26 protein-coding genes are annotated in these 25754 nt (G+C 66.0%); 25 read left to right on the forward strand and 1 reads right to left on the reverse strand.

The features are described from left to right. Window position 1 precedes the first annotated feature (1 nt). From araD1 to EYE42_RS04755, 24 genes are all read left to right on the forward strand, one after another. Window positions 2-991 carry an AraD1 family protein gene (gene araD1 / locus EYE42_RS04645; protein WP_130990137.1) on the forward strand — a complete coding sequence of 330 codons (990 nt, stop codon included), beginning with the start codon at window positions 2-4 and terminating at the stop codon, window positions 989-991. Window positions 992-998: 7 nt separating this feature from the next. After that, entirely contained in the window at window positions 999-2741 is a 1743-nt protein-coding gene (araD, locus tag EYE42_RS04650; RefSeq protein ID WP_130990138.1) for an L-arabinonate dehydratase, read from the forward strand. Next, on the forward strand, window positions 2741-3652 hold the full coding sequence (locus EYE42_RS04655) for a Gfo/Idh/MocA family protein (RefSeq protein ID WP_130990139.1): 912 nt from the start codon (window positions 2741-2743) through the stop codon (window positions 3650-3652). Before araD ends, EYE42_RS04655 begins: the two co-directional genes overlap by 1 nt. A 10-nt stretch (window positions 3653-3662) precedes the next feature. Further along, complete coding sequence (locus tag EYE42_RS04660; protein WP_130990140.1) at window positions 3663-5180, forward strand: aldehyde dehydrogenase (NADP(+)); 1518 nt, start codon at window positions 3663-3665, stop codon at window positions 5178-5180. Next, on the forward strand, window positions 5177-6019 hold the full coding sequence (locus EYE42_RS04665) for an SMP-30/gluconolactonase/LRE family protein (RefSeq protein WP_130990141.1): 843 nt from the start codon (window positions 5177-5179) through the stop codon (window positions 6017-6019). The genes EYE42_RS04660 and EYE42_RS04665 overlap by 4 nt, the downstream gene beginning before the upstream one ends. Next, window positions 6016-6987, forward strand: a complete 972-nt coding sequence (locus tag EYE42_RS04670) for an aldose epimerase family protein (protein WP_130990142.1) — start codon at window positions 6016-6018, stop codon at window positions 6985-6987. Before EYE42_RS04665 ends, EYE42_RS04670 begins: the two co-directional genes overlap by 4 nt. Continuing rightward, window positions 6984-7865, forward strand: coding sequence for a 2-dehydro-3-deoxygalactonokinase (locus tag EYE42_RS04675; protein ID WP_130990143.1), 882 nt, complete (start codon window positions 6984-6986; stop codon window positions 7863-7865). Before EYE42_RS04670 ends, EYE42_RS04675 begins: the two co-directional genes overlap by 4 nt. Further along, complete coding sequence (locus EYE42_RS04680) at window positions 7862-8488, forward strand: 2-dehydro-3-deoxy-6-phosphogalactonate aldolase (RefSeq protein WP_130990144.1); 627 nt, start codon at window positions 7862-7864, stop codon at window positions 8486-8488. Before EYE42_RS04675 ends, EYE42_RS04680 begins: the two co-directional genes overlap by 4 nt. Before the next feature lie 122 nt (window positions 8489-8610). Further along, window positions 8611-9165 carry a hypothetical protein gene (locus EYE42_RS04685; RefSeq protein ID WP_246020580.1) on the forward strand — a complete coding sequence of 185 codons (555 nt, stop codon included), beginning with the start codon at window positions 8611-8613 and terminating at the stop codon, window positions 9163-9165. Between the two features lie 134 nt (window positions 9166-9299). Further along, window positions 9300-9914, forward strand: coding sequence for a ribonuclease D (locus tag EYE42_RS04690; RefSeq protein ID WP_130990145.1), 615 nt, complete (start codon window positions 9300-9302; stop codon window positions 9912-9914). A 74-nt stretch (window positions 9915-9988) separates the two neighbouring features. Beyond that, the gene (locus EYE42_RS04695; protein ID WP_130990146.1) at window positions 9989-10933 is read left to right on the forward strand and encodes a KpsF/GutQ family sugar-phosphate isomerase; all 945 of its coding nucleotides are present in this window, start codon (window positions 9989-9991) and stop codon (window positions 10931-10933) included. A gap of 20 nt (window positions 10934-10953) precedes the next feature. Beyond that, on the forward strand, window positions 10954-11526 hold the full coding sequence (locus EYE42_RS04700; RefSeq protein ID WP_130990147.1) for a hypothetical protein: 573 nt from the start codon (window positions 10954-10956) through the stop codon (window positions 11524-11526). A gap of 21 nt (window positions 11527-11547) precedes the next feature. Then, window positions 11548-12024 (forward strand): lipopolysaccharide transport periplasmic protein LptA, encoded by a 477-nt coding sequence (gene lptA / locus EYE42_RS04705; protein WP_130990148.1) that lies wholly within the window; start codon window positions 11548-11550, stop codon window positions 12022-12024. After that, on the forward strand, window positions 12024-12773 hold the full coding sequence (gene lptB / locus EYE42_RS04710; RefSeq protein ID WP_130990149.1) for an LPS export ABC transporter ATP-binding protein: 750 nt from the start codon (window positions 12024-12026) through the stop codon (window positions 12771-12773). The genes lptA and lptB overlap by 1 nt, the downstream gene beginning before the upstream one ends. Window positions 12774-12958: 185 nt before the next feature. Next, window positions 12959-13534, forward strand: coding sequence for a ribosome hibernation-promoting factor, HPF/YfiA family (hpf, locus tag EYE42_RS04715; RefSeq protein WP_130990150.1), 576 nt, complete (start codon window positions 12959-12961; stop codon window positions 13532-13534). An 87-nt stretch (window positions 13535-13621) separates the two neighbouring features. Next, on the forward strand, window positions 13622-14083 hold the full coding sequence (locus EYE42_RS04720) for a PTS sugar transporter subunit IIA (RefSeq protein WP_130990151.1): 462 nt from the start codon (window positions 13622-13624) through the stop codon (window positions 14081-14083). A gap of 238 nt (window positions 14084-14321) precedes the next feature. Further along, entirely contained in the window at window positions 14322-15059 is a 738-nt protein-coding gene (locus EYE42_RS04725; RefSeq protein WP_130990152.1) for a hypothetical protein, read from the forward strand. A 278-nt stretch (window positions 15060-15337) separates the two neighbouring features. Further along, window positions 15338-15502, forward strand: a complete 165-nt coding sequence (locus tag EYE42_RS15935) for a hypothetical protein (RefSeq protein ID WP_211657893.1) — start codon at window positions 15338-15340, stop codon at window positions 15500-15502. 302 nt (window positions 15503-15804) lie between these two features. Then, window positions 15805-17904, forward strand: coding sequence for a hydantoinase/oxoprolinase family protein (locus tag EYE42_RS04730; protein WP_130990153.1), 2100 nt, complete (start codon window positions 15805-15807; stop codon window positions 17902-17904). Window positions 17905-17907: 3 nt separating this feature from the next. Further along, window positions 17908-19683 carry a hydantoinase B/oxoprolinase family protein gene (locus EYE42_RS04735; protein ID WP_130990154.1) on the forward strand — a complete coding sequence of 592 codons (1776 nt, stop codon included), beginning with the start codon at window positions 17908-17910 and terminating at the stop codon, window positions 19681-19683. A gap of 26 nt (window positions 19684-19709) precedes the next feature. Next, entirely contained in the window at window positions 19710-20633 is a 924-nt protein-coding gene (locus tag EYE42_RS04740; protein ID WP_130990155.1) for a LysR family transcriptional regulator, read from the forward strand. Between the two features lie 28 nt (window positions 20634-20661). Next, a complete protein-coding gene (locus EYE42_RS04745) occupies window positions 20662-21843 on the forward strand; it encodes an oxidoreductase (protein WP_130990156.1) in 1182 nt (393 codons plus the stop codon). A gap of 297 nt (window positions 21844-22140) precedes the next feature. Continuing rightward, on the forward strand, window positions 22141-22458 hold the full coding sequence (locus tag EYE42_RS04750) for an HTD2 family dehydratase (protein WP_130990157.1): 318 nt from the start codon (window positions 22141-22143) through the stop codon (window positions 22456-22458). A gap of 39 nt (window positions 22459-22497) precedes the next feature. Beyond that, window positions 22498-22680, forward strand: a complete 183-nt coding sequence (locus tag EYE42_RS04755; protein ID WP_130990158.1) for a hypothetical protein — start codon at window positions 22498-22500, stop codon at window positions 22678-22680. Between the two features lie 12 nt (window positions 22681-22692). On the opposite strand, the gene EYE42_RS04760 is transcribed toward EYE42_RS04755, so the two are convergent. Then, window positions 22693-23652 (reverse strand): AraC-like ligand-binding domain-containing protein, encoded by a 960-nt coding sequence (locus EYE42_RS04760; RefSeq protein WP_130990159.1) that lies wholly within the window; start codon window positions 23650-23652, stop codon window positions 22693-22695. 325 nt (window positions 23653-23977) lie between these two features. On the opposite strand from EYE42_RS04760, the gene capB reads away from it, so the two are divergent. Beyond that, complete coding sequence (gene capB / locus EYE42_RS04765; RefSeq protein ID WP_130990160.1) at window positions 23978-25732, forward strand: caprolactamase subunit beta; 1755 nt, start codon at window positions 23978-23980, stop codon at window positions 25730-25732. The last annotated feature ends 22 nt before the right edge of the window (window positions 25733-25754 follow it).

The following is a 25754-nucleotide window of genomic DNA, read 5'->3' on the forward strand; positions in this document are numbered from 1 at the left end:
CATGTTTCTGTCGCAACTGAAAAGCCCCGGTGGGGACCGGGCTGTCGCCGCACGCGAAAACGACCGGGCCTGGATCGTGCCGGCCGCGCGGTCCACCCGCGACCTGGCGCAGGCCGCCATCGCCGCAGGCCACAGCCTCGAGGCCGAGGTCATGGCGCGCGGGCAGGGCGAAACCGTTGATCTGGCCGCCGCCCTGGCCGAGGACAGGATGCTGTTGCCGCTGGACCACGACGACCCGGCGCATCTGCACCTGACCGGCACCGGGCTGACGCATCTGGGCAGCGCTGCCACCCGCAACTCGATGCACGCCACGGCGGACGCGGAAACGCTGACCGACAGCATGAAGATGTTCCGCATGGGCCTGGAAGGCGGCAAGCCGCAGGGCCACGCGGTGGGTGTGCAGCCCGAATGGTTCTACAAGGGCAACGGCCTGGCCGCCGTGCCGCCGGGTGCGGCCCTGGTCTCGCCCGGCTTTGCGCTGGATGCGGGCGAAGAGCCCGAGATCGCGGGCCTGTACCTGATCGGGCCCGACGGCACGCCGTATCGGCTGGGCTTTGCCCTGGCCAACGAGTTTTCGGACCATGTGACCGAACGCGGCAACTATCTGTGGCTGGCGCATTCCAAGCTGCGTCCGGCGAGCTTTGGCCCCGAGATGCTGGTGGGCGAGCTGCCCCCGCATGTCGAGGGCACCAGCCGCATCCTGCGCAGGGGCCAGGTGATCTGGGAAAGGCCCTTCCTGTCCGGAGAGGCGAACATGTCCCACAGTTTGGCCAATCTGGAACACCACCACTTCAAGTATGCGCTGTTCCGCCATCCCGGCGATGTGCATGTCCATTTCTTCGGCACCGCCACCCTGTCCTTCGCCGACGGCATCAAGGCGCAGGCCGGCGACGTCTTCCAGATCGAATCGCCCGCCTTCGGGCTGCCGCTTTCGAACCCGCTGGACCAGCAGCAGACCGGCGAGATCCCCGTCGCCGTCACCACTCTCTGAGGCCATCATGACGTTCAAACCTGCCCCCTGGCCGCGTCCGCTGCGATCCCAGCACTGGTATGGCGGCACCTCGCGCGACACGATCTATCATCGCGGCTGGATGAAGAACCAGGGCTGGCCCCACGACCTGTTCGACGGCCGCCCGGTAATCGGCATCCTGAACACCTGGGCCGACCTGACCCCCTGCAACGGCCACCTGCGCGAACTGGCCGAAAAGGTGAAGGCCGGCGTCTGGGAGGCCGGCGGCTTTCCGGTCGAGGTGCCGGTGTTTTCCGCGTCGGAAAACACCTTCCGCCCGACCGCGATGATGTTTCGCAACCTCGCCGCGCTCGCGGTCGAGGAAACCATGCGCGGCCAGCCGATCGACGGCGCGGTGCTGCTGGTCGGCTGCGACAAGACGACGCCGTCGCTGCTGATGGGTGCGGCCTCCACCGACATCCCGTCCATCGTCGTCACCGGCGGGCCGATGCTGAACGGATACTTCCGCGGCGAGCGGGTCGGGTCCGGCACGCATCTGTGGAAGTTCTCGGAGGCCGTGAAGGCCGGCGAGATGACGCAGGAGGAGTTTCTGGAGGCCGAGGCGTCGATGTCGCGGTCCTCGGGCACCTGCAACACCATGGGCACTGCGTCCACGATGGCCTCCATGGCCGAGGCCCTGGGCATGGCCCTGTCGGGCAATGCCGCGATTCCGGCGGTGGATTCGCGCCGCCGCGTGATGGCGCAGCTTTCGGGGCGGCGGATCGTGCAGATGGTCAAGGACGATCTGAAACCCAGCGACATCCTGACCCGCGAAGCGTTCGAGAACGCCATCCGCACCAACGGCGCGATTGGCGGGTCTACCAATGCGGTGATCCACCTTCTGGCCATCGCCGGCCGGGTGGGCGTGGACATCACTCTGGACGACTGGGACCGCTGCGGCCGCGACGTGCCGACGATCGTGAACCTGATGCCCTCGGGTCAGTATCTGATGGAGGAGTTCTTCTATGCCGGCGGGCTGCCCGTCGTCCTGAAGCGGCTGGGCGAGGCCGGGCAGTTGCACAAGGACGCGCTGACGGTCAGCGGCAGCACGATCTGGGACGAGGTCAAGGATGTCGTGAACTGGAACGAGGACGTGATCCTGCCTGCCGACCGTCCGCTGACGGCGCAGGGCGGCATTGCCGTGCTGCGCGGCAACCTGGCGCCCAGGGGGGCGGTGCTGAAGCCGTCGGCCGCCAGCCCGCATCTGCTGGTGCATCGCGGCCGCGCGGTCGTGTTTCAGGACATCGACGACTACAAGGCGCGCATCGACGACGAGGCGCTGGATATCGACGAGACCTGCGTGATGGTGATGAAGAACTGCGGTCCCAAGGGCTATCCCGGCATGGCCGAGGTGGGCAACATGGGCCTGCCGCCCAAGGTGCTGCGCCGGGGCATCACCGACATGGTGCGCATTTCCGACGCACGCATGTCGGGCACGGCCTATGGCACCGTGGTCCTGCACACCAGTCCCGAGGCGGCGGCGGGCGGCCCGTTGGCCGTGGTCCGCGACGGCGACATGATCGACCTTGACGTGCCGAACCGCCGGTTGCATCTGGACATTTCCGACGCCGAACTGGCCGCCCGCCTTGCCGACTGGCAGCCGCTGCCCGACCAACCGGCCAGCGGCTACGCCTGGCTGCATCAGGCCCATGTCGAAGGGGCCGATACCGGGGCGGATCTGGACTTTCTCAAAGGCTGCCGGGGCAGTCCGGTCGGAAGGGACAGCCATTGATGAAACTCGCGCTCGTCGGCATCGGCAAGATCGCCCTGGACCAGCATCTGCCCGCGCTGAAGTCCAGCCCGGATTGGGACCTGGCCGCGACCGTCAGCCGTCGCGGCACGGTGGATGGCGTCGAGGCCTTCACAGACCTGACCACCATGCTGGAGGCCCGGTCCGACATCGGCGCGGTCAGCCTGTGCCTGCCCCCGGTGCCGCGCTTTGATGCGGCGCAGGCCGTGCTGCGCGCGGGCCGCCACCTGATGCTGGAAAAACCCCCCGGCGCGACCCTGGCCGAGGTTCACGCCCTGTGCAATCTGGCCCGCGCCCAAGGCGTCACGATCTATGCCACCTGGCATTCGCGCATGGCGATGGCGGTGGGTGCCGCGCGCGACTGGCTGGCGGGCAGGACCGTGCAGGAGGGCCGCATCACCTGGCGCGAGGACGTGCGCAAATGGCACCCCGGCCAGGACTGGATCTTCGAGGCGGGCGGGATGGGCGTCTTTGACCCCGGCATCAATGCCCTGTCGATCCTGACGGAAATCCTGCCCCAGCCCGTTCGCCTTCTGTCTGCGGATCTGGATTATCCCGCCAACCGTCAGGCCCCGATCGCCGCGCGGTTGCAGTTCAGTCAGAACATCGCCGCCGATTTCGACTTTCGCCAGCAAGGCCCGCAGACCTGGGACATGGAGTTCCGGACCGACGGGGGCCGGATGGCGTTGCGCATGGGCGGCAACCGTCTGGAAATCGACGGGCGTCCCGTGCAGGGCGGCGACGACATCATGGGCGAATACCCCGCGCTCTATGCGCGGATGGCGGCGCTGGTCGCCGCGGGGGAATCGGATGCGGACCTTGCGCCCATGGTTCTGGTGGCCGATGCCTTCACCCTCGGGCGGCGCAACATCGTCGCGGATTTCCATTTCTGAGGAGCACGCAATGACCTTTACCCCTCATGGCAAACATCTGATCGCGGGCGAATGGCTGACGGGCGAGGGCGTGTTCCAGTCGGCCCCGGCGCATGGCGCCCCGCACGACTTCAGCGGCGGCACCGTCGATCTGGTGAACCGCGCCGCCGAAGCCGCCGAGGATGCCTTTGCCGCCTATGCCGCGACCGGCCGCGACGAGCGCGCCCGCTTTCTGGAAGCCATCGCCGAAGAAATCGAGGACCGCGCCGAGGCGATCACCGCCATCGGCACCGCCGAAACCGGCCTGCCCGAGGCCCGGCTGCAAGGCGAGCGCGGTCGGACCACCGGCCAGTTGCGGCTGTTTGCGAACCATATCCGCACGGGCGACTATCTGGACCGCCGCCATGACCCCGCGCTGCCCGACCGCCAGCCCCTGCCGCGCCCCGACCTGCGCCTGATGCAGCGCCCCATCGGTCCGGTCGCGGTGTTCGGCGCGTCGAACTTTCCGCTGGCCTTTTCGACGGCGGGCGGCGACACGGCCTCCGCGCTGGCCGCAGGCTGCCCGGTCGTGGTCAAGGGCCACCCCGCCCATCCCGGCACCGGAGAGATCGTGGCCGAGGTAATCCATGCGGCCATCCGGGCCACGGGAATGCCCGCGGGCGTCTTCAGCTTTCTTCATGGCAACAGCCATGCCGTCGGCGCGGCTTTGGTCCGGCATCCACTGATCAAGGCGGTGGGTTTCACCGGCAGCCTGCGCGGGGGGCGCGCCCTGTTCGACCTCTGTGCCGCCCGCCCCGAGCCGATCCCCTTCTTTGGCGAGCTGGGCAGCATCAACCCCGGTTTCATCCTGCCGCAGGCCCTGGCCGCGCGCGGCGCCAAGCTGGCAGAAGGCTGGGCAGGCAGCCTGACCATGGGCGCGGGCCAGTTCTGCACCAATCCCGGCCTGATCGTGATGCCCAGGGGCGTGCTGGCCGATGCCTTTGCCAAGGCGGCCGGCGACGCGCTGTCCAGGGTCGGCCCGCAGATGATGTTGACCGACGGCATCGCGGACGCCTATCGCAGCGGGGCCAACCGCGCGGCGGGCATCGCCACCGCGATCTTTGAAGGTATCGCCGAGGGCCGCAACGCCCTGCCCGCCGTCTACAAGACCACGGCCGAGGAGTTCCTGCGCGATCACACCCTGTCCGAGGAAGTGTTCGGTCCCCTGGGCCTGATCGTCACCGTCCAGGGCGAGGATCAGATGCTGGACGTGGCCCAGGCGATGGAAGGCCAGTTGACCGCGACGCTGCATCTTGACGATGGCGACATCGATCTGGCCCGCCGGCTGATGCCGGTGCTGGAACGCAAGGCGGGTCGCATTCTGGCCAATGGCTGGCCCACCGGGGTCGAGGTCGCCGATGCCATGGTCCATGGCGGACCCTATCCCGCCAGCACAAATTTCGGGGCGACCAGCGTCGGGACCATGGCGATCCGCCGGTTCCTGCGCCCGGTCAGCTATCAGAACATCCCCGAGGCGCTGCTGCCCGAGGATCTGCAGGATTTCCGATGATCCACGATCACCGCATCTGCCAGTTGGGCGAAGGGGCGCTGTGGCACCCGGAACGGGGGCAGTTCTTCTGGTTCGACATTCTGGGCAGGCGGCTGCTGTCGCAGGATGACGGCGGCGGGCCGCTGGAATGGAGATTCGACCGCATGGCCTCGGCGGCAGGCTGGAGCGACCGGGACCGGCTGCTGATCGCGACCGAAACCGGATTGTCCGTGATGGACTTGCGCGGCGGCGACCTGGACCGCATCGCGGATCTGGAAGCAGGGAATGCCGCGACCCGGTCCAACGACGGTCGCGCCGACCGGCAGGGCGGGTTCTGGATCGGCACCATGGGCAAGAAGGCCGAACCCGGAGCGGGGGCGATCCATCGGTTCCATCGGGGGGAAATCCGCACGCTGGTCGATACCATCACCATCCCCAATTCGATCTGCTTTTCGCCCGATGGGGGAACGGTTCATTATTCGGATACCGACCGCCGCATCGTCTGGCGGCAGGGCCTGGACGCAGACGGCTGGCCGATCGGCGAACGGCAGGTCTATCTGGATCTGTCCGCGCAGGGCTGGTCGCCCGATGGCGCGGTGATCGACGCGGCGGGTGGGTTCTGCTGCGCGATCTGGGGGCAGGGCGCGGTGGTGCGTTTCGATGCCGATGGCCGGCAGACGCATCGCTGGGATGTCGGCGGCAGGCAGTCGTCCTGCCCCGCCTTTGGCGGTCCCGGCCTGTCGCAATTGCTGGTGACGACTGCGCGCGACGGGATCGACAATCCCGACGACGCGCAGGGCAAGACCTGGCTGCTGGATGCCGGCCTGTCCGGCCTGCCGGAACCCAGGGTGATCCTGTGAGCCGATGGACGCTGCCGGACGGGCGCCGCGTCGAGCGCCTGTCCCTGGGCGGCGGCGGGCTGACCGCGCATCTGCTGACCTTGGGCGCGACGGTGCAGGATCTGCGGTTAGAGGGGGTGGACCATCCCCTGGTCCTTGGCTGTCCCGATCCGGCGGATTATCTGGACAGGGGTCTGTATATGGGCGCCATTGTCGGTCGTTTTGCCAATCGCATCGGCGGCGCGGGCTTTGCGCTGGACGGGCAGGAATACCGCAGCGACCCGAACTTTCGCGGCCGCCACACGCTGCACGGCGGATCGCACGGCACCCATTGGCATCTGTGGACCGTCGAGGACGCGGGCGAGGACAGCGCCGCCCTGTCGCTGACCCTGCCGGATGGCGAGATGGGGTTTCCGGGCACCCTGTCGATCCGTGCCGACATCGCCCTGCGCGATCAGGCCCTGGTTTTTGCCCTTTCGGCCTGGACCGATGCCCCCACCCCCTGCAATCTGGCGCATCACGGGTATTTCAACCTTGATGGCAGTGACGATGTGCGCAGCCACCGTCTGCACATCGCGGCGAATCGTTACCTGCCCGTCGATGACGACCTGATCCCGCTGCCCGGTCTTGCGCCGGTGGACGGGACGCGCTTCGATTTCCGGCAGGCGCGCGCCCTTGCGCCCGGCGGATACGACCATAACCTGTGCCTGTCGGATGGCCCGGTCGCCAGTCGGATTGTGGCCGAACTGACCGGGCAAAGCGGGATTTCCATGCGGATCGAAACCGACCAGCCCGGCTTGCAGGTTTATGACGGCGCGCATTTCAGGGGGCTGCCGGGACTGGACGGCCGCCGCTATGGCCCCTTTGCCGGGGTGGCGCTGGAAACCCAAGGGTGGCCCGATGCGCCGAACCGGCCACATTACCCCGATTCCATCTTGCGCCCGGGTCGAACCTGGCGGCGTCGCACAGCCTATCGGTTCGGCCGATGACCGCGCTGATCGGCATCGACTGGGGCACGACCTCGTTCCGGGCCTGGCGGATGGGGCCGGGGGGCGAGGTTCTGGAGACGGTTTCCGATGGCCCCGGCATCCTGGCCGCAGGCGCCCTGCCGGGCGGATTTGCCCAGGCCCTGCGGGACCGGATCGGCGGCTGGCTGGACGGCGCGCCGGTGATCGCCTCCGGCATGATCACCAGCCGCAACGGCTGGGTGGAAACGCCCTATCTGCCCCTGCCCCTGGACGCGAACGCCCTGGCGGCCGGCCTGACCCTGCACGACGGCATCCATTTCGTGACCGGCGCCGTCAGCGACCCCGACGGTCCTGCCCCCGACGTGATGCGCGGCGAGGAAACCGAGATCATCGGCCACCTGGCGGCCGGAGGCGGGGAGGGTCTGTTCGTGCTGCCCGGCACGCACAGCAAATGGGCCCGGGCCGAAGGCGGCAGGCTGGTGGCCTTTCGCACCGTGATGACGGGCGAGGTCTTTGCCGCCCTGCGCGACCACACCATCCTGGGCCGCCTGATCCAGCCGGGACCGGACAGCCAGTCGGCCTTTCGCCGGGGCGTGCAGGCTGGGCGGCAGGACGGTGCGCTGCTGGGGCGCATCTTTTCGGCGCGGACGCTGGCCCTGATGGACCGGCTGGCGCCCGACCAGATCGCGGACTACCTGTCGGGCCTGCTGATCGGGGACGAGGTTGCCCACGGCGTGCAGGATGCGGCAGCCGGGCCGGTCACGATCATCGGGCGCGGCGATCTGGCCGTGCGATACCGCATGGCCCTGGCCGAGATGGGCATCGCCGCCAAGATCGCGCCGCCGGGCATGGCGCGGCAGGGCCTTTGGGAAATCGCCCGGTTGAGGGGACTTGCATGACCGATTTCGATACCGCCTTTGCCGCCAATCCGCTGATCGCGATCCTGCGCGGCCTGCGCCCGGACGAGGCCGCCGATACGGCCACCGCCCTGACCGGCGCGGGATTCACCATCATCGAGGTGCCGCTGAACTCTCCCGACCCGCTGGCCAGCATCGCCCGGATGGTGGCGGCCGTCCCCGATGCGGTCATCGGCGCGGGCACGGTGCTGGCCCCCGAACAGGTGGGCGCCGTTGGGGATGCGGGGGGACGGATCATCATCGCCCCGAACTTCGACCCTCGCGTCGCGGCCGAGGCGCGGCGGCTGCGTCTTTCCTATTGCCCGGGGGTCGGCACCGTCAGCGAAGCTTTTGCGGCACTGGAGGCGGGGGCCGCCGCGCTGAAACTGTTCCCGGCCGAGATGATCCCCCCCGCCGCCGTCAAGGCCATGCGCGCCGTGTTGCCGCGCCAGACCCGGCTGCTGCCGGTGGGCGGTATCGACCCCGCCAGGATGGCGGCATACCGCCAGGCGGGGGCGGACGGGTTCGGGCTGGGATCGGCGCTGTACAGGCCCGGCCAGCCTGCCGAAACCACGGGTGCGCGGGCACGCGATTTCATGGCAGCCTGGCGGGCGCTGGAGGAATAGGGACTGCGGGGTATTCGGCCGGTCTGGTCCCTTTGGGGGATAAGGGAACATTGCCCAAAGACTATGCGTTTGTGGCGATGCGCCAAAGGGGATGGCGTGTCACACAATCCGGGAGAACTCAGATGAAACCCATGTTCACAGGGGTTGTCGGTGCTGCGCTGCTGGCCCTGACGACGGTGGCCGCACAGGCCGACTGTGCCGCCGAGATTGCGCGCCTGACGACAGGCGGCGAGACGTCCGGGGGCGGCCTTGCCAAGGACGGCTCGCTTGCCCCCTTGGAAGAGGCGTCGGATACCGCATCGGACACGGATGCAGCGGCCATGGATACGACCGCTGCGGCAGATGCGGCGGCGGCGACCGAAACGGCTGCGGCCGCAGGCATGAACAGCGCGGCGCCGACCGATGGCGCGAGTGCCGAGGGCGGCGAGGGCATTGCCAAGGATGGATCGCATGTACCGCTGGAAACCGCGGGCGGGGCGCAACCGGGCGTCGCCATGTCGGGCGCCGATGCGCAGGCCCAGCAGGAGGGCGAGCCCACAGCCGCCGAACAGGCGGCAGAGGGTGCCACAGACAGCCAGTCCACCCGCGAGGTCCATATCCAGGCCGCGCGCGACGCGCTTGCCGCCGGGGACGAGGAAACCTGCATGAAGGCGATCGAGGCCGCGGAATCGGCCTGATTGTTCGCTCGGCCGGGGGCAGGCCCCCCGGCCATTCCGCGGTTCTGTCGGGTCATGGCGAATAAGGACTGGAATGCCGGACCTGTTTCTGATGAGACAGGCGCCAGCGCAGCCTGGCCTGGATGAACGACGCGATGAGCATACATCTCTACCCCAACGACCTTCCCGACGATCTGACCCTTGGCCCCGTGGTGGCCATCGACACGGAAACCATGGGGCTTGATCCACGACGCGACCGGTTGTGTCTGGTGCAGTTGTCGTCGGGAGACGGCGATGCCCATCTGGTCCAGATCGACCGTGGCCAGACCGAGGCGCCGAACCTGTGCCGGGTTCTGACCGATCCCAAGGTGCTGAAGCTGTTCCATTTCGGTCGCTTCGACATCGCCGCGCTGGAGAATGCCTTTGGGGTGGTGACGGCGCCTGTGTGGTGCACGAAGATCGCATCCAAGCTGGTGCGGACCTATACCGACCGGCACGGGTTGAAATACCTGCTGAACGAACTGGTCGGTGTCGACGTTTCGAAGCAGCAGCAGACCAGCGACTGGGGTGCGGCGGATCTGACCGACGCGCAACTGGAATATGCCGCCTCGGACGTTCTGCACCTGCATAAATTGAAGGAGGGGCTGGAGGAGCGGCTGCGCCGCGAAAACCGCATGGGACTTGCTCAGGCCTGTTTCGATTTCCTTCCTGCCCGCGCCCATCTGGACCTGTTGGGCTGGGGGGATGAAAACGACCTTTTCCGGCACTAGATCGTCCAGGACCGGGGGCGCTTCGCCCCCCGGACCCCCCGAGGATATTTGAACCAAGGCAAAGGCAGACGGGTTTGAGCGATTATCTGGACACGGCGCGGCGGGTGATCCTGACCGAGGTGCAGGGCCTGGAACTGCTGGCCGAGGGACTGGACGATGGCTTTGCGCGCGCGGTCGATCTGATCCTGGGGGCCACCGGCCGGGTGATCGTGTCGGGCATGGGCAAGTCGGGCCATGTCGGCCGCAAGATCGCGGCGACGCTGGCATCCACCGGAACGCCCGCCCAATTCGTCCATCCGGCCGAGGCGAGCCACGGCGATCTGGGCATGGTCACGCGCGCCGATGTGGCGCTGGTCCTGTCCAACAGCGGCGAGACGCCGGAACTGGCCGATCTGATCGCCCATACCAAACGGTTCGGGATTCCGCTGATCGGGGTGGCCTCGCGCCCCGGCTCGACCCTGCTGCGGCAGGCGGACGTGGCGCTGGTTCTGCCCGCGGCGCCCGAGGCCTGCGGCAACGGCATCGTGCCCACAACCTCCACGACCATGACGCTGGCGTTGGGCGATGCCCTTGCGGTGGCGCTGATGGAGCATCGGCAGTTCACGCCCGAGCATTTCCGCACCTTTCATCCCGGCGGCAAGCTGGGCGCGCGACTGGCCAAGGTGGGCGACCTGATGCACCGCGACATGCCGCTGGTGCCCGAGGATGCGCCGATGTCGGATGCGCTGCTGGTCATCAGCCAGAAAGGCTTTGGCGTGACGGGCGTAACAGATGCGGCCGGCCATCTGGTGGGCATCATCACCGATGGCGATTTGCGCCGCCATATGGACGGACTGCTGGATCGCCGCGCGGCCGAGGTGATGACCCCCGGCCCCCGGGTCATCGCGCCCGATGCCCTGGCCGAATCCGCGCTGGCGCAGATGCAGGCCCGCAAGATCACCTGCCTGTTTGCCGTGACCGACGAGATGCCTCAGGGTATCCTGCATATCCACGACTGCCTTCGCGCCGGGATCGTCTGACCGATGCGCCGCAACCGTTCATGAACCGCACACGCATCGTCCGCTGGCTGCGTGTCCTGCTGCCGCTGGCGGCCCTGGCGATGCTGTCAACGCTGTTCCTGTTTTCGCGCGAAAGAGACAGCGAATCGCAAATCCCCTATGCCGAGGTCGATGCCGAATCGATGGCCCGCGACCCGCGTCTGGTGGGTCCGGAATATGCGGGTGTGACCGATGACGGCGCCCGGCTTTCGCTGCGCGCAGACGAGGCCATGCCTGCCGATGGCGGCGGCGGGCGGGCCAGCCGGATGCGGCTGGACTGGCAGCGGGCCGACGGGCTGCGGGCCGAACTGACCGCGCCCCAGGTCGGGGTTGCCGATGGCACCATCCGGCTGGACGGGGGGGTCCGGGTGACGACCTCGACCGGCTGGACCCTGGACGCCGCCACCGCCGAGGCCGCCACCGACCGCTCTCGGATCGCGGCAAGCGGCGGCATCAAGGCCAAGGCCCCCTTTGGCACCCTGTCCGCGAACACCATGCGGATCGTCCCGGACAGCGGCAGGGACGCTTCGATCTTGAATTTCACGGGCGATGTCCGTCTGATATACCAGCCCTGAACCCTCCGGAAGGACATTTTCATGCTGCGTCCGCTGCTGACAGCCCTGATCCTTGCCGCTTCCCCGGCTGTTGCGCAGGACACCGCCTTTGGGGGAATGCGCGCCGACATCACCGCGCCGGTCGAGGTTGCGGCCGACAGCCTGTCGGTCAACCAGGCCGACGGCAGCGCGGTCTTTACCGGCAATGTCGTGATCGGGCAGGGCGAGATGCGGCTGTCGGCCGACAGCGTGACGGTGGTCTATGGCGAAGGCGGGCAAAGCCGGATCCGGTCGCTGGAGGCCAGGGGCAATGTGACGCTGGTATCCGGCCCAGACGCGGCCGAGGCACAGGCCGCCAGTTATGACGTGGAAACCGGCAACGTGACCCTGACCGGCGATGTGGTCCTGACTCAGGGACAGAATGTTCTGACGGGCGACCGGATGGAGGTGAACCTGGGATCAGGGACGGCACAGGTTCAGGGGCGGGTGCGGTCGGTCCTGCAGCCGGGCGGCAACTGATGCGCGCATCGGCGGCACGAACCGGCGACGGGCTGCGTATCCGCAACCTGCGCAAGTCCTATCGAAACCGCCCGGTGATCCGCGACGTGTCCGTCGATCTGGCGCGCGGAGAGGTCGTGGCCCTGCTGGGACCGAACGGATCGGGCAAGACCACCTGCTTTTACTGCATCGCGGGCCTGGTGCCGCCCGATGCGGGGCAGGTGCTGATCGACGGCGAGGACGCCACGCGCCTGCCCATGTTTCGACGGGCGCGTCTGGGCATCGGCTATCTGCCGCAGGAAATGTCGATCTTTCGCGGGTTGACCGTGGAACAGAACATCATGGCCGTGCTGGAGGTCGTGCACGAGGATCCCCGCCACCGCCGCGACCGGCTGGAGGAATTGCTGGGCGATTTTTCCATCGGCCATCTGCGCGCGGCCCCTGCGCTCGCCCTGTCAGGGGGCGAGCGGCGGCGGACCGAGATCGCGCGCTGTCTGGCCTCGGACCCCAGTTTCCTGCTGCTGGACGAACCCTTTGCCGGGGTCGATCCGATCGCCGTGGGCGAAATCCGCGAACTGGTCCACGACCTGAAATCGCGCGGCATCGGGGTTCTGATCACCGATCACAATGTGCGCGAAACGCTGGGCATCGTGGACCGTGCCTATATCCTGCACGACGGTCATGTGCTGATGTCGGGCGACACGGCGCAGATCGTTGCCGACCCCCGCGTGCGCGAGGTCTATCTGGGCGACAGCTTCCGGATGATGTGACTGGAATCGGCTGGAGAAATCGTCGCAGGCGGGGCCGGTTCCCGTTGACAGACGCCGTTGGCTGTCACCACATTGACATTTGCGGGCCCGGTTGGAACAGGGCCTTGCCATCCCCGTTTTCCGCCGCGCGCCGGCTGCCATGAACGGGCCGGCGCATGGAAGACGGGCAACCGAAAGGATACAGGATGCGCTTTACCATCAGCGGAAAACAGATCGACATCGGCGATGCGCTTTCGACGCATGTAAAGACCGAACTGGGCGAAACGGTCGGCAAGTATTCGCAGCGTCCCACGGACGCCACCGTGACCTTTTCCAAGGACGCCCATCAGTTCCTGTGCGACGCCGTGGTGCACCTGTCCACCGGGCTGAACGTGACCGCCCACGGCACCGCCACCGAGATTTATGCCGCCTTCGAGACCTGCCGCGAAAAGATGGACAAGCAGCTTCGCCGCTATAAGCGCCGGCTCAAGGATCACCACAAGGACAGGTCCGAGCCGGTTGAATTCGGTCAGGCCGGGATGTATGTGCTGGCGGCTGACGAGGATGAATGGGAATCGCAGGACAGCGGCCTGCAGCCGATCATCATCGCTGAAATGGAAACCCGCGTGCCGACCCTGTCGGTCGGCGATGCGGTGATGCAGATGGAATTGTCCGGGACGCCGCTGCTTGTGTTCCGGAACGAAAAGCACGGGGGCGTCAATGTCGTCCATCGCCGCGACGACGGCAATGTGGGCTGGATCGACCCGCGCGGCAATGGCTGAGGCCGCCGCCGCGCCTGCCTGACGGAACGAACCTGCCGCCCTCGGCGTCATGCCGGGGGCGCTTGAGCATTGGGAAAGACGCAAGCGATGCTGCTGACCGAAATCCTGAAACCGGGCGCCGTGCGCTCGCTGGGACAGGCTACCTCGAAAAAACGCCTGTTCCAGGAACTGGCCGATTTGGCCCATGCCGAATACGGCCTGAACGCGTCCGAGGTTCTGGATGCGCTTCAGGAACGCGAAAGCCTGGGGCCGACCGGGGTGGGGCAGGGCGTGGCGCTGCCCCATGCGCGGCTGCACGGACTGGACCGGGTGGTGGGGCTGTTCGTGCGTCTGGACAAGCCGCTGGATTTCGACGCGGTGGACCGCCAGCCGGTGGATCTGGTCTTTGGCCTGCTGGCGCCGGAAACCAGCGGCGTCGATCACCTCAAGGCGCTGGCCCTGGTATCCCGGACCCTGCGCGACCCCGACCTGCGCGCGAAACTGCGCGCCAACGATGACCCGGTCAAGCTGCACGCGGTGCTTTCGGCCCAAGGCGTCAAGGCTGCTTAAGGATTTCGGGTTTGTCTGATGCGGTCCCATACAGGGCTTCCACCTGATAAAGGAGGCCGACGATGACCAGAAAGATCAGCGAATAGTTGCGCAGGCAAAGGGAAATTGCCCTGGTGCGCCATAATAGCACATGGCACGATAAACTGGCTGCATGTGCTAGCCTTTACTTTCAGGCACGCTGGCACGCAGGTATAAAATCCTAAACTGGAATGCAAGGATATGGTGTAACGGTGTAGCAATGCCAGGCCGGTCGGGAACCACCTATCTGGCCGCTGCTCTCGGTGCGCATCCTGCAATCGCAACATTTCCCGGCGTGGAACTGAAAATCCTGTTCGAGCGCGACGGTCTGGTCGATTTGGGCTGGGTGTTGTGCGAAACTTTCTCTCCCAACCGGGCATGGGTAGGGCTCGCGCGATTTCGAACACTGATGAACCAATTGCGCAATGGTGGCTTCGACCAACCATTATTGGCAGGCCCGGGCGTCTATTCAGGCGTCAATCGCGCGCTTGAGCGTTTCTACAAGCTAATCGCCCCCGAAGGGGTGGGGTTGCCCCTGAAGCGGGCCGCGTATCGTGACGCAGCGCGCTGCTTTTTCTTCGACCTTGCGTATTTGGGCATGGCCTGCAATCCAGGGGCAACGCATTTCCTGGAAAAAACACCGCACAATCTCTTGGCACCACAATTTCTGGCGGATTTTGTGGGTCTTCCATGGTGCGTGCATGTGATCCGCGATCCCAGGGCAACGGCATGGTCCCTGATGGCGCAAGACTGGGGCCCCAAATACTTTGTCATCGGCTGCATCTTGGATGCAAAGCTACTACGAGCAATGGTTCGCGGTTCGTGGCCTCTATGCAACCTTGGGACTATCCCTGACCGAACTGCGAATCGAAGATGTCGTGGCAGACCCCTCTGGTCATGCCGATCATCTACTGTCTGCCCTCAACCTCGCGCGGATGCCGGTTTTTGCAAACATTGACGGTAGTCAGTTGATTGCGGGCCGGAGCAGCATAGGAGCCGACGATATGCGCCTTCTGCACGACAAACTTGGTCAGGTGGCTGCAAAGCTTGGACATGAGGCGATCTGGACAAAGCAGTAATTGCAAGTGGATCTGTCCCGGTCTCGTGCCGCCCCGAGTGCTCATTTAGGCTGCGCGACGTTCGAATGTCCATGGCTTTTCCCACTCCTGTACAACGATGGCAGAGGTTGTAGGGCTTTTGATATATTCGAAATTTGCCGTCTAGCCCTGCCGGCGGATGACGATGGAGGACGAGGTGATCACCGCGAAATGCGACCTAGACATGGGGCGCATCTACAAGGAGACGATCTTCAACTTTGCCCGCCACCGGAGGCCGGGACATTACGGCCTGATCGTCGAACGTGAGAGGGCGATCCTGCTGCCTGAGACGGACGGATCATGACTGCATCTTGTGCGCTGAAGAGCAGCAAAGTTAAACCAGCTATCTGTTTCCGGCATGAATATTCCGACAGACCTGCGCCAGAAGCATAGTGACGCATTCAATGATTGGTAATTTAAGGAAAATTTTCTCACCATTCCTTTCTGCGGGGATCGTCGGGTGGGTCATGCCGGGCAAAGACTGTATGCAAAATTCTCTTTGAGTTGGGCATCGGTCATGTCTCAATCCAGCAAGAGGATCTGCCCGCCGCGTGGCGTCGCGGTCAGATCCAAGTGCCGCTAACCGGCCGGAACAGGGAGAGCAAGATGATACGTGTAGGAGTTGACGTCGGTGGCACATTCACCGATCTCGTACTGGAACAGGTCGATACGGGCGGGCGCAGGCGCGTCTTCACGCACAAGGTTTCCTCGACCATCGGGGACCAGTCGGTCGGCGTTGTGCGGGGCGTGGTCGAACTCTGCGCCATCGCGGACGTGCAGCCCGGCCAGATCGACGCGCTGTTCCACGGCACGACGGTCGCGACCAACATCGTGATCGAACGCAACGGGGCCGAGGTAGGGATGATCACCACCAAGGGCTTCCGCGACATCCTGCACATGGGCCGCCACAAGCGCCCGCACAACTTTTCGCTGCAATTCGACGTGCCGTGGCAAAGTGCGCCGCTGATCAAGCGTCGCAACCGGATCGTCGTGGATGAACGCATCCTGCCGCCCGATGGCCGGATCGAAACCCGCCTGGCCGAGGATCAGGTCGAACAGGCGGCGGAACTCTTCGCCGAACGTGGGTTGGAAGCGGTGGTGATCGGCTTCCTCTTCTCGTTCCTGAACAACGATCACGAACTGCGCGCGGCCGAGATCGTGCGCCGCGTGATGCCCGGTGCCTTCATCTGCGCCTCGTCCGAGGTGGTCAACACGATCCGCGAATACGAACGTTTCTCGACCGCGGCGATGAACGCTTATATCGGCCCGCGCACGAAACGGTACCTCGACAACCTGAAGGCGCGGCTCAGAGAGGCGGGCGTGAACGCCTATGTCCGCATCATGCAGTCGAACGGCGGCGTCAGCACCATCGAACAGGCCAGCCGCAACCCGGTGGGTCTGCTGCTGTCGGGTCCGGCGGGCGGCGTGATCGGCGGCCGCTGGACGGGCGAGGCCTGCGACCAGCGCGACATCATCACCATCGACATCGGCGGCACCTCGGCCGACATCAGCGTGATCCGCGACGGGGCGCTGACGATCAAGAATCCGCGCGACACCGAAGTGGCGCATCTGCCCGTGCTCGTGCCGATGATCGACATCGACGCGATCGGTGCGGGTGGCGGGTCCATCGCCTATGTCGACAGCGGCGGCGCCTTCCGCGTCGGCCCGAAATCGGCAGGCGCCGAGCCGGGGCCTGCCTGCTATGGCAAGGGCGGCACCCAGCCCACGGTCACCGACGCGCAGGTGGTGCTGGGGCGGCTTGACCCCGAACATTTCCTCGGCGGCGGTCTGGCCATCGACCCGGCCCTGTCGGAACAGGCGATCCGCACCCATCTGGCCGAACCGCTGGGCATGTCGGTCAAGGAAGCCGCGCTTGGCGTGTTGAAGATCATCAACAACAATATGTCGCTGGCCATCGCCTCCAACTCGGTGGCGCGCGGCATCGACCCGCGCAACTACAGCCTGATGGCCTTTGGCGGGGCGGGCCCGCTGCACGGCGTGGCACTGGGGCAGATGATTGCCGCCAAGAACGTGATCTCGCCGCTGCATCCGGGGATCACGGCGGCGATGGGGCTTCTGGTCACCGAACCGCGCTATGAATTCACCCAGTCGTCGCTGGCGATCCTGCAATCGGCCGGCAAGGCGGAACTGGAGGCGGTGAACGCCGTCTTCGACCGGCTTCAGGCCGAGGCTGCGGCGCAACTGGCGGCCGATGGCATCCCGCCCGACCGCCAACGCTTCGAACGGGTGGCGGAATGCCGCTATGTCGGGCAGGGGTTCGAACTGCGTGTCGCGGTCCCGCACGGGCCCTTTACTGCGGGCAGCGCGCAGGAAATGGCGCGGCGCTTCTTCGCCGTCCACCGTACCGAATACGGCCACGCCTTTGAAGATCAGGCCGTGCAGATGGTCACGCTGCGGGTGATCGGCTCGTCGTCTTCGGACACGCTGGCGCTGCCGTTGCTGGAAAAGGGCGGCCGCCGCAACCCATCGGAAGCCGCGCTTTATGCCCGCCCGACAACCTTTGACGATGGCGAGACGGTGCAGACCGCGCGCTTCGACCGCATGAAGCTGCGCGCGCAGGATGTCGTCGTCGGTCCTGCGGTGATCGTGCAGCAGAATTCCACCACCATCGTGCCGCCGGGCTATGCCGCCACGGTGATAAAACTCGGCGATCTGGTGATCGCCCGCGTCGGACAGGAGGGCTGAGGAATGGCCAAGGAAATCGATCCCATCACCCTGCAAGTCATCGGCGGCGCGCTGCATGCTATCGCCGAACAGATGGGCAACGTGCTGTATCGCATGTCCTATTCTTCGATCATCCGCGAAAGCCAAGACCTTGGCGCGGGTCTGTTCGACCTTGACTACAACACGCTTTGCGAAAGCGATTCCACGCCCATGCACATCGGGTCGATCCCCGGCTACCTGCACGGGATCGAGAAGAACATCCCGAAGACCGACTGGAAGCCGGGCGATGTGGTGATCCACAACCACCCCTATTATGGAGCCAGCCATTCGCCCGACATCGGCATCGTCATGCCGATCTTCTATCACGGCGAACTGGTCGGTTTCTCGGCCAACACGGCGCACCATCTGGACATCGGCGCCGCGACTCCAGGCCTGATCATCGACGTGCCCGACGTCTTTGCCGAAGGGATGCTTCTGAACGGGCTGAAGCTTTACGAGGCTGGCAAGCGGAACGAGACGCTCTGGCGCTACATCAGCGGCAATACCCGCGTTCCGGGGCTGGTGATGCGCGACCTCGAAGCGCAGATCGCCGCCGCCGAACTGGGCGTGAAGCTTTATTGCGAGCTGATGGACACCTATGGTCGCGACACGGTGGAACAGGCGTCGAAGCAACTGATGGACTATTCCGAACACATGCTGCGGCGTGAGATCGCGAAGATCCCCGACGGCGACTACACCGCCGAAGGCTTCATGGATGATGACGGGCGCACCCGTGACGTGCGCTTGCCGATCAAGGTCACCGTCCGCGTGCGCGGCGACGACGTCGAGGTGGACTTGACCGGATCGTCGCCGCAGGTTCCCACCGCCTTCAACGTGCCGTTCGAAGGATCGACCAAGGTCGCCTGCTACTTCGCCTTCCGGGCACTGCTGCTGGATACCTACACCAATCAGGAATACATCCCGCAGAACGAGGGGTCCTTCCGCCCTGTCAAGGTGACGGCGCCGCTCGGGTCGATCTTCAACCCGATCCCGCCCGCCGCCTGCGAGGCGCGCTTCAACCAGATCCAGCGCGTCGTCGACCTGATCATCAAGGCGCTGGCGCCGGTGCTGCCCGACAAATGCACTGCGGGCAATGCGGCCTGCCTGTCCTTCGCCAGCTATTCCGGCGTCCGCGAGACGGGCGATTACTGGGTGCTGATCGAGGTGAACGAGGCCGCGATGGGCGGGCGCCCGAACTCTGATGGGCCCGACACGATCGAAGAGCTGATGCGCAACACCCGCAACAACCCGCTTGAAGATCTTGGCATGCATCTGCCGATGATCTGCGACCGCTACGAGATCCGCGACGACGTCTTTCCCGGCGCGGGCAAGTATCGTGGCGGCATGGGTGTGGTGAAATCGCAGCGCTTCCTGACGCCCGGCTTCATGACCCATGAAAGCGACCGCAACGAGGATGCGCCCTGGGGCATCTTCGGCGGGCAGGATGGCATTCCCGCGCGGGTCCGCATCCACAACGCGGCCCGGGCCGAGGAACCCCGCGACGTCTATGCCAAATTCTCGGGCATGCGGGCGGAACTGGGGGATGTGGTCAGCTACCTGTCGCCCTGCGGCGGCGGCTTCGGCAACCCGCTGGAGCGCGATCCCGCCAAGGTGCTGGATGACCTGCTCGACGAGTTCATCACGCCCGAGCACGCGCTCGAAGTCTATGGCGTCGTGCTGGCGCCCGTGTCCAACGGGTACAAGTGGGGCCTCGACCTGCCCGCAACCGAGGCGCTTCGCGCCACGATGCGGGCGGCCTGACGGTCACAGATCAAGGAACCGGGCGGATGGAATTCGTCGATCTGCAATATTTCGTCAGCATTGCCGAAACCGGCAGCTTCACGAAATCCGCCCTGCAGAACAATGTCGCGCAATCGGCGCTTAGCCGTCGGGTGCGCGACATCGAGACAGAGATGGGCACCGCGCTGTTCTACCGCAACGGGCGCGGCGTGGTGCTGACAGAGGCAGGTGAAACCTTCCTGACCGCGGCGCGCGCAATGCTGGCCCAGCGCGAAAGCCTGCGTCAGGAGATGCGCCGCGCCGCAGGTGAACTGGACGGCACGGTCAAGCTGGCCGTGCCGCCTTCGGTCGGGCTGGTGCTGCTGGCCCCGCTTCTGCGCCAGATCAGGACCGACCATCCCCGCATCCGCATGCGCGTGCTGGAAGGGTTCAGCGGCCATGTCGCGGATTGGCTGGCGGCGGGCAAGGTCGACCTTGCCGTGCTTTACAAAATGAAGGCCAGCGCGCTGCTGGGTGCCGAACACCTGCTGTTCGAGGACATGTTCCTGATCTCTGCCCTTGATGCACCGCGCGTGGGCGGGGCGGACAGCGTGCGGATGGCCGACCTTGCCACCGAGGAGCTGGTGCTTCTCGGCGTGCCGCACGGCCTGCGCGTGCTGGTCGAGGATGCCGCCGCCCGCGCTGGCGTGACGCTGAACGTCGCGATGGAGGTGGAGACTCTTCCCACCATCTACGACCTTGTCCGCACCGGGGGCTTGCGCACCGTACTGCCGCTGGCCGCAGTAAAGCAGGAAGTGACCGAGGGTCGGCTGATCGCGCAGCGCATCACCGATCCGCTGATCAGCCGCGAACTGATCCTTGCCCACGCGCCGCACCGCGCGGCGGCACCTGTAACCAAGGCGGTGGTCAAGTTGATCCGCAGCAAGATTTCAGAACTGGTCCGGTCAGGCGTCTGGGACGGGCGTCTGTAACGGGCCGAACAACAAGGGGGAACCACCAATGAGCGAAGCCTTTCCGACACTGTTTTCACCGATCAAGCTGGGTCCGCTGACCGTGCACAACCGCATCGCGATGGCGCCGCTGACGCGCCAAATGGCCGATGCCGACGGCACACCGACCGACGAGATGGTCGCCTATTACGCCCGCCGCGCGCGGGGCGGGCTGGGGCTGATCGTGACCGAAGGCACCTATGAACAGGATGCCTTCCAGTCCAAGGCCTATCTGTCGCAACCCGGCATCGCCAATGCGGCGCATGTGGCGGGCTGGCGGCGGGTCTGCGACGCGGTCCACGACAACGGCGCCAAGATCATCATCCAGCTGATGCACGGCGGTCGCGTGTCCGATCCGCGCGTTCTGGGCGGTCAACCGCCGGTCAGCGCCTCGGCCACACAAAGCGGGGGTTGGACGCTTTACACTGATAACGACTATGAAAAAGGCATCCGCAACATAAAGGGCGACTGGCCGAAGGTCACCTTCCCGCCCGCCCGTGCCCTGACGGTCGAGGAAATCCACGCCGTCGCCGACGGCTTTGCCGAAGGCGCCCGCCGCGCCGTGGAGGCCGGGGCAGACGGGGTCGAGGTGCATGGCGCCAACGGCTATCTGCTGTGGCAGTTCATCACCCCCAAGACCAACCTGCGCACCGACCAATTCGGCGGCAGCCCGGAAAACAACGTCCGCTTCGCGCGGCTGGTGGGCGAAAAGATCCGCGCCGCCATCGGACCCGACAAGCTGATCGTGCTGCGCCTGTCGCAGGACGGGGTCGACGATTTCACCGGCGCATGGCCGGGCGGCACCGCCTATGCCGAGGCGGTGGGCAAGGCGCTTTCCGACAGCGCCTTTGACGCGCTGCATTGGGCCAGCTTCAACTATCGCGACAACCGTTTCGCCGATGATCCGACGCCGATGCCCACCGTGCTGAAGCGCGCCTCGGGCAAGCCCGTCATCACCAATGGCGGGATCGAGGACGGCCCGCAGGCCGAAGCGGCGCTGGTGTCGGGCGCGGCCGACATGGTGGCGATCGGGCGGCCCATCTTTGCGCATCCCGACTGGGCCTACATCGTGCGGTCGGGCGCGCCCTATCCGTGGCTGCCCTTCGACCGCAAGTATGTGATCCAGCCGCCGCTCGATTACGGCCATGCCTATCCGATGGGACTGGTCGATCCCGAATGGCCGGTTCCGTAAGGTGGGCTGGGGATGGCAGGATATTCCGACTGGATCGGGCGCGGTTTCCAGTGGCGGGACCGGCTTTCGGCGCGGCTGATCGACCAGTTCCGCGCCACCTTACCCGGACCTTCTGGCCGAGGCAGAGGTGCCGCTCGGCCTGTTCTGGGCGCTGTCCCCCGATGCCCTGCCGCCCGCCGATCTGGACCGCGACGGGCGGCCGCGCCTTGGCATTACCCTGCCCGCCTTGCCGTTGGCGCGCCGGATGTGGGCGGGCGGCGAGGTCCGCTTCCTGTCCCCTTCCAGCCGGAGGACGAGGTGAAGCGCGACAGTCGGATCGAACGGATCGAGGAGAAGTCGGGATCGACCGGCGCGCTGATCTTCATTTCGGTCCGGCATGAGTACAGCATGGACGGGCGTGCCTGCCTCAGCGAACGGCAGGATCTGGTCTATCGGGCCGATCCCGTGCCGGGCGAGGCGCCGCCCGCCTATCCGCCCAAGCCCGATCTTGGTCCACCCGTCGCCGCGTTGCCGCTGGTGTCCGATCCGGTGCGGCTGTTCCGGTTTTCGGCCATGACCTTCAACGGGCACCGCATCCTTTACGATGCCGATTACGCGCGGCAGGTCGAAGGCTAGGATGGGCTGGTCGTCCACGGGCCGTTGCAGGCGGTGGCGATGATGAACCTTGCCGCTCGCGTGCTGGGCCGCGTGCCGCAGGTCTGTTCCGATCGCGGCCTGTCGCCCCTGATCGTCGGCCAGACGGCCGAGGTTCAGGCCCGTCACGACGACGACGCGCTGGCGCTGTGGGTGGCGCGCGCCGGCAGGCCGGTCACCATGTCGGGGCGCGCGACGGGCTGACCGCCCCCTGCATCAGCCCTGCGATTTCGACAGCACCTCTGCGCGGAAGCCCGACGGGGTCTGTCCGAACATTGCCTTGAACAGGCGCGAGAATTGCGCCTGATCGGAAAAGCCAAACCTGTATGCAATATCCGACATTTGCCCCAGGTTCGGCATCATCATCAGGTCGCGCGCCGCGCGCAGGCGCTGCTCGCGCACATATTGAGAAACGGTGCTGTTCACCTCGGCAAACAGTTCGTGCAGGTAGCGTTTGGAAATCCCCACCGCCTCAGCGATGGTTTCAGGCGACAGGTCGGGGTTGGACAGGTCTTTCAGGATCACCGCCTCGGCCCGGCGGCGATGGGCCTCGCGCACCGACGATCCGGCGCCTGTGTCGACGTCGCTGGTGCGGTCCAGCGCCAGCGCCAGAAGCTCCACCAGATGCCGTCCCAGCACCGCCCCGCTGATGGGATCGCTGGCGCCATGCTTCTGGATCTGCTGCGCCATCGTGGTGAACAGCGACCCGATCCCTTCGCGCCCGTTGAAGACCAGCGCGCAATAGCGGTCTGGGTTGCGCAGCTTCGTGGCCAATACCGGCTTGGCCACCTTCAGCACGCACAGGTCGTTCGCGGCGGAATAGAAAAAGCGGTAAGGTTCGTCCCCGCGTTCCAGGATGAACCCGCCCGGATCGCAGCACACCTCGCGCCCCAACTGGCGGAAATCGACCGGCGACTGGCGCGGGATGGTGATCAGGTATTCCTCTTGCGTCGCGCCGGAAATGTGGTGGCGGTGGCGTTCGTATTGCACCGGTTCCGTCCGCAGCCGCGACAGCGACACATCGCCCACGCTGCCCAGTTCCAGCTGCCCTTCGAAACGGGCTGCGTCGCGAAAGGTCAGGTCCAGCGGGAAATAGGCTTCCGCGATGACAGCATTCCAGTGGCCGGCGCGGGCCGACGCGGGCAGTCTGTCCGTGCTGCGCAGCCTGCTGTTCATCGACTGGACCTATCCGTTCGGGAAAGATTCCGAGTGCATCGGGATGCAATGATCGTCTTTGCTGGCCGAGAGTCAATTCCGCAATGCATGACAGATATGCCTGCGCGCGCTGGCTGCGCGAATTTTCGACCGCCGTCGCGCGCGCTGACAAAGCGTTGCGCGCTGGATGACAAGACGGGGCGCCAGCGGCACGTCAACCTTTCTTCACAGAACAGTGACAAGGCCGGGATTCGGCCGACACGGGGAGTAATCGTAACGGACATCCCCTGCTCTTTCGCGGGGCCGTTTTCCCGTGTCGTCCGCCCGTCCCAACACGGAGGTTGGCATGGCCAAGCGAAACGTCGATCCGATCACGCTTTCCGTCGTGCGCGGGGTGCTGGAGACCACCCAGCGGGAAATGACGCTGGCGCTGGAACAGACCGCGCGGTCGTCGGTATTCAATCTGGCGCATGACTATTCGACGGCGCTGTTCAACCATACGCCCGAGATGATCCTGCAAGGGCAGGACATCCCCATCCACCTGGGCAGCCTGATCCCCGCGATGAAGTCTGTCGCGCACTATTTCGAGGGCGACATCCACGACGGCGACCTGATGCTGCACAACGATCCGTCCTATGGCGGGTCGCACATCATCGACACCTGCATGTACATGCCCGTCTTCTATGAGGGCGAGCTGGTCTTCTGGACGGTCTGCAAGGGCCACCTGACCGATATTGGCGGGCCGGTTCCCGCAGGCTACAACCCCAACGCCACCGAGATCTACGCCGAAGGCCTGCGCATCCCGCCGGTAAAGATCTGGGACAAGGGCAAGCCGCGCAACGACGTGATGAACCTGCTGCTGTCGAACATGCGCGCGCGGCGCGATCAGGAAGGTGACTTCAACGCCCTGATCGGCGCCTGCCAGGTCGGCGCGCGCAACCTAAAGCGGCTGATGGACAAATATGGCACGACGGTCGTGCAGGACTGCATCGCCGAGCTGCTGGACATGGCCGAACACCACATGCGCAGCCTGATCGCACAGGTTCCCGACGGCACCTATACCGGCACCGCGATCCTTGAAGATGCCGGCCACGGCTACGGCGATTTCGAGATCACGGCCACCGTCACCATCAACGGCGACGGCTGCCACATCGCCATCAACAGCCCGCCGCAGATCCCCTATTTCATCAACAGCTACGAAGGAAACAGCCATTCCGGCGTCTATCTGGGGCTGATGATGTTCGCCCAGCTGCCGCCCCCCTACAACGAGGGGCTCTATCGCTGCGTGACCACCGACATGGGGCCGAAGGGCACGCTCTGCAACGCGAAGTCGCCCGCGCCGCACATGAACTGCACCACCACCCCGATGGAGACGCTGACCGATGCCGTGCGTCTGGCCTTCGAACAGGCCGCGCCCGCCAAGGTGTCGGCCAGCTGGGGCCATGCCAACGGCTGCAACATCGCGGGCTGGGACAAGCGGCATGACGAGGAGTACGTGACGATGGTGCTGGCCTCCATCATCTCGGGGGCGGGGGCCACGGCGCAGGCCGACGGCTGGCACGCGGTCGGCCCGGAATGCTGCTTCGGCGCGCTGACCTCGGGCGATATCGAGATGCTGGAACACAGCTATCCCATTATCATCCACCGCTATTCGCTGATGGAAGACAGCGGCGGCGCGGGCAAGAACCGCGGCGGGTCCGGCACCTGCTGGGAGGTGGAGCCGCTGGACACGCCCATGACGCTGATCACCTTCGGCGAAGGCCGCCGCATCCCCGCCATGGGCGCGGCGGGCGCGAAGTCGACGATGGTGGAAAAGAAGGTCGGCCGTCTGGAAGTGACCCGCAACGGTACGACCAAGATCATCACCGACAACATGATCGAGACGATCCAGCCGGGCGAACGCGCGGCGAACAAGAACCCGGGCGGGGGCGGCTACGGCAACCCGTTCGAACGTGACGTGCAGAAGGTGGTCGAGGATGTGCGCAACGGCCTCGTCAGCCTCGAGGGGGCGCGGCTGGATTACGGCGTGGTCATCACCGACCGCGACAGCCTTGCCGTCGATGCCGCCGCCACCGCCAAGCTGCGCGCCACCGCCGCCTGACCCCCGGACTAACAGGAAGACC

The sequence above is a fragment of the Paracoccus subflavus genome (genome assembly GCF_004310345.1).
Taxonomy (GTDB): Bacteria; Pseudomonadota; Alphaproteobacteria; order Rhodobacterales; family Rhodobacteraceae; genus Paracoccus; species Paracoccus subflavus.

Excerpts from the sequence above, each read along its gene's own strand:
- EYE42_RS04730 (WP_130990153.1), top strand. The coding sequence starts at position 15,805 with ATGATACGTGTAGGAGTTGACGTCGGTGGCACATTCACCGATCTCGTA.
- EYE42_RS04665 (WP_130990141.1), top strand. The coding sequence starts at position 5,177 with ATGATCCACGATCACCGCATCTGCCAGTTGGGCGAAGGGGCGCTGTGG.
- EYE42_RS04685 (WP_246020580.1), top strand. The coding sequence starts at position 8,611 with ATGAAACCCATGTTCACAGGGGTTGTCGGTGCTGCGCTGCTGGCCCTG.
- EYE42_RS04700 (WP_130990147.1), top strand. The coding sequence starts at position 10,954 with ATGAACCGCACACGCATCGTCCGCTGGCTGCGTGTCCTGCTGCCGCTG.
- EYE42_RS04690 (WP_130990145.1), top strand. The coding sequence starts at position 9,300 with ATGAGCATACATCTCTACCCCAACGACCTTCCCGACGATCTGACCCTT.
- EYE42_RS04745 (WP_130990156.1), top strand. The coding sequence starts at position 20,662 with ATGAGCGAAGCCTTTCCGACACTGTTTTCACCGATCAAGCTGGGTCCG.
- EYE42_RS04675 (WP_130990143.1), top strand. The coding sequence starts at position 6,984 with ATGACCGCGCTGATCGGCATCGACTGGGGCACGACCTCGTTCCGGGCC.
- EYE42_RS04735 (WP_130990154.1), top strand. The coding sequence starts at position 17,908 with ATGGCCAAGGAAATCGATCCCATCACCCTGCAAGTCATCGGCGGCGCG.
- lptB (WP_130990149.1), top strand. The coding sequence starts at position 12,024 with ATGCGCGCATCGGCGGCACGAACCGGCGACGGGCTGCGTATCCGCAAC.
- EYE42_RS04680 (WP_130990144.1), top strand. The coding sequence starts at position 7,862 with ATGACCGATTTCGATACCGCCTTTGCCGCCAATCCGCTGATCGCGATC.
- EYE42_RS04720 (WP_130990151.1), top strand. The coding sequence starts at position 13,622 with ATGCTGCTGACCGAAATCCTGAAACCGGGCGCCGTGCGCTCGCTGGGA.
- EYE42_RS04760 (WP_130990159.1), bottom strand. The coding sequence starts at position 23,652 with ATGAACAGCAGGCTGCGCAGCACGGACAGACTGCCCGCGTCGGCCCGC.
- EYE42_RS04740 (WP_130990155.1), top strand. The coding sequence starts at position 19,710 with ATGGAATTCGTCGATCTGCAATATTTCGTCAGCATTGCCGAAACCGGC.
- EYE42_RS15935 (WP_211657893.1), top strand. The coding sequence starts at position 15,338 with ATGACGATGGAGGACGAGGTGATCACCGCGAAATGCGACCTAGACATG.
- araD (WP_130990138.1), top strand. The coding sequence starts at position 999 with ATGACGTTCAAACCTGCCCCCTGGCCGCGTCCGCTGCGATCCCAGCAC.
- EYE42_RS04655 (WP_130990139.1), top strand. The coding sequence starts at position 2,741 with ATGAAACTCGCGCTCGTCGGCATCGGCAAGATCGCCCTGGACCAGCAT.
- EYE42_RS04755 (WP_130990158.1), top strand. The coding sequence starts at position 22,498 with ATGATGAACCTTGCCGCTCGCGTGCTGGGCCGCGTGCCGCAGGTCTGT.
- EYE42_RS04725 (WP_130990152.1), top strand. The coding sequence starts at position 14,322 with ATGCCAGGCCGGTCGGGAACCACCTATCTGGCCGCTGCTCTCGGTGCG.
- araD1 (WP_130990137.1), top strand. The coding sequence starts at position 2 with ATGTTTCTGTCGCAACTGAAAAGCCCCGGTGGGGACCGGGCTGTCGCC.
- capB (WP_130990160.1), top strand. The coding sequence starts at position 23,978 with ATGGCCAAGCGAAACGTCGATCCGATCACGCTTTCCGTCGTGCGCGGG.
- lptA (WP_130990148.1), top strand. The coding sequence starts at position 11,548 with ATGCTGCGTCCGCTGCTGACAGCCCTGATCCTTGCCGCTTCCCCGGCT.
- EYE42_RS04660 (WP_130990140.1), top strand. The coding sequence starts at position 3,663 with ATGACCTTTACCCCTCATGGCAAACATCTGATCGCGGGCGAATGGCTG.
- hpf (WP_130990150.1), top strand. The coding sequence starts at position 12,959 with ATGCGCTTTACCATCAGCGGAAAACAGATCGACATCGGCGATGCGCTT.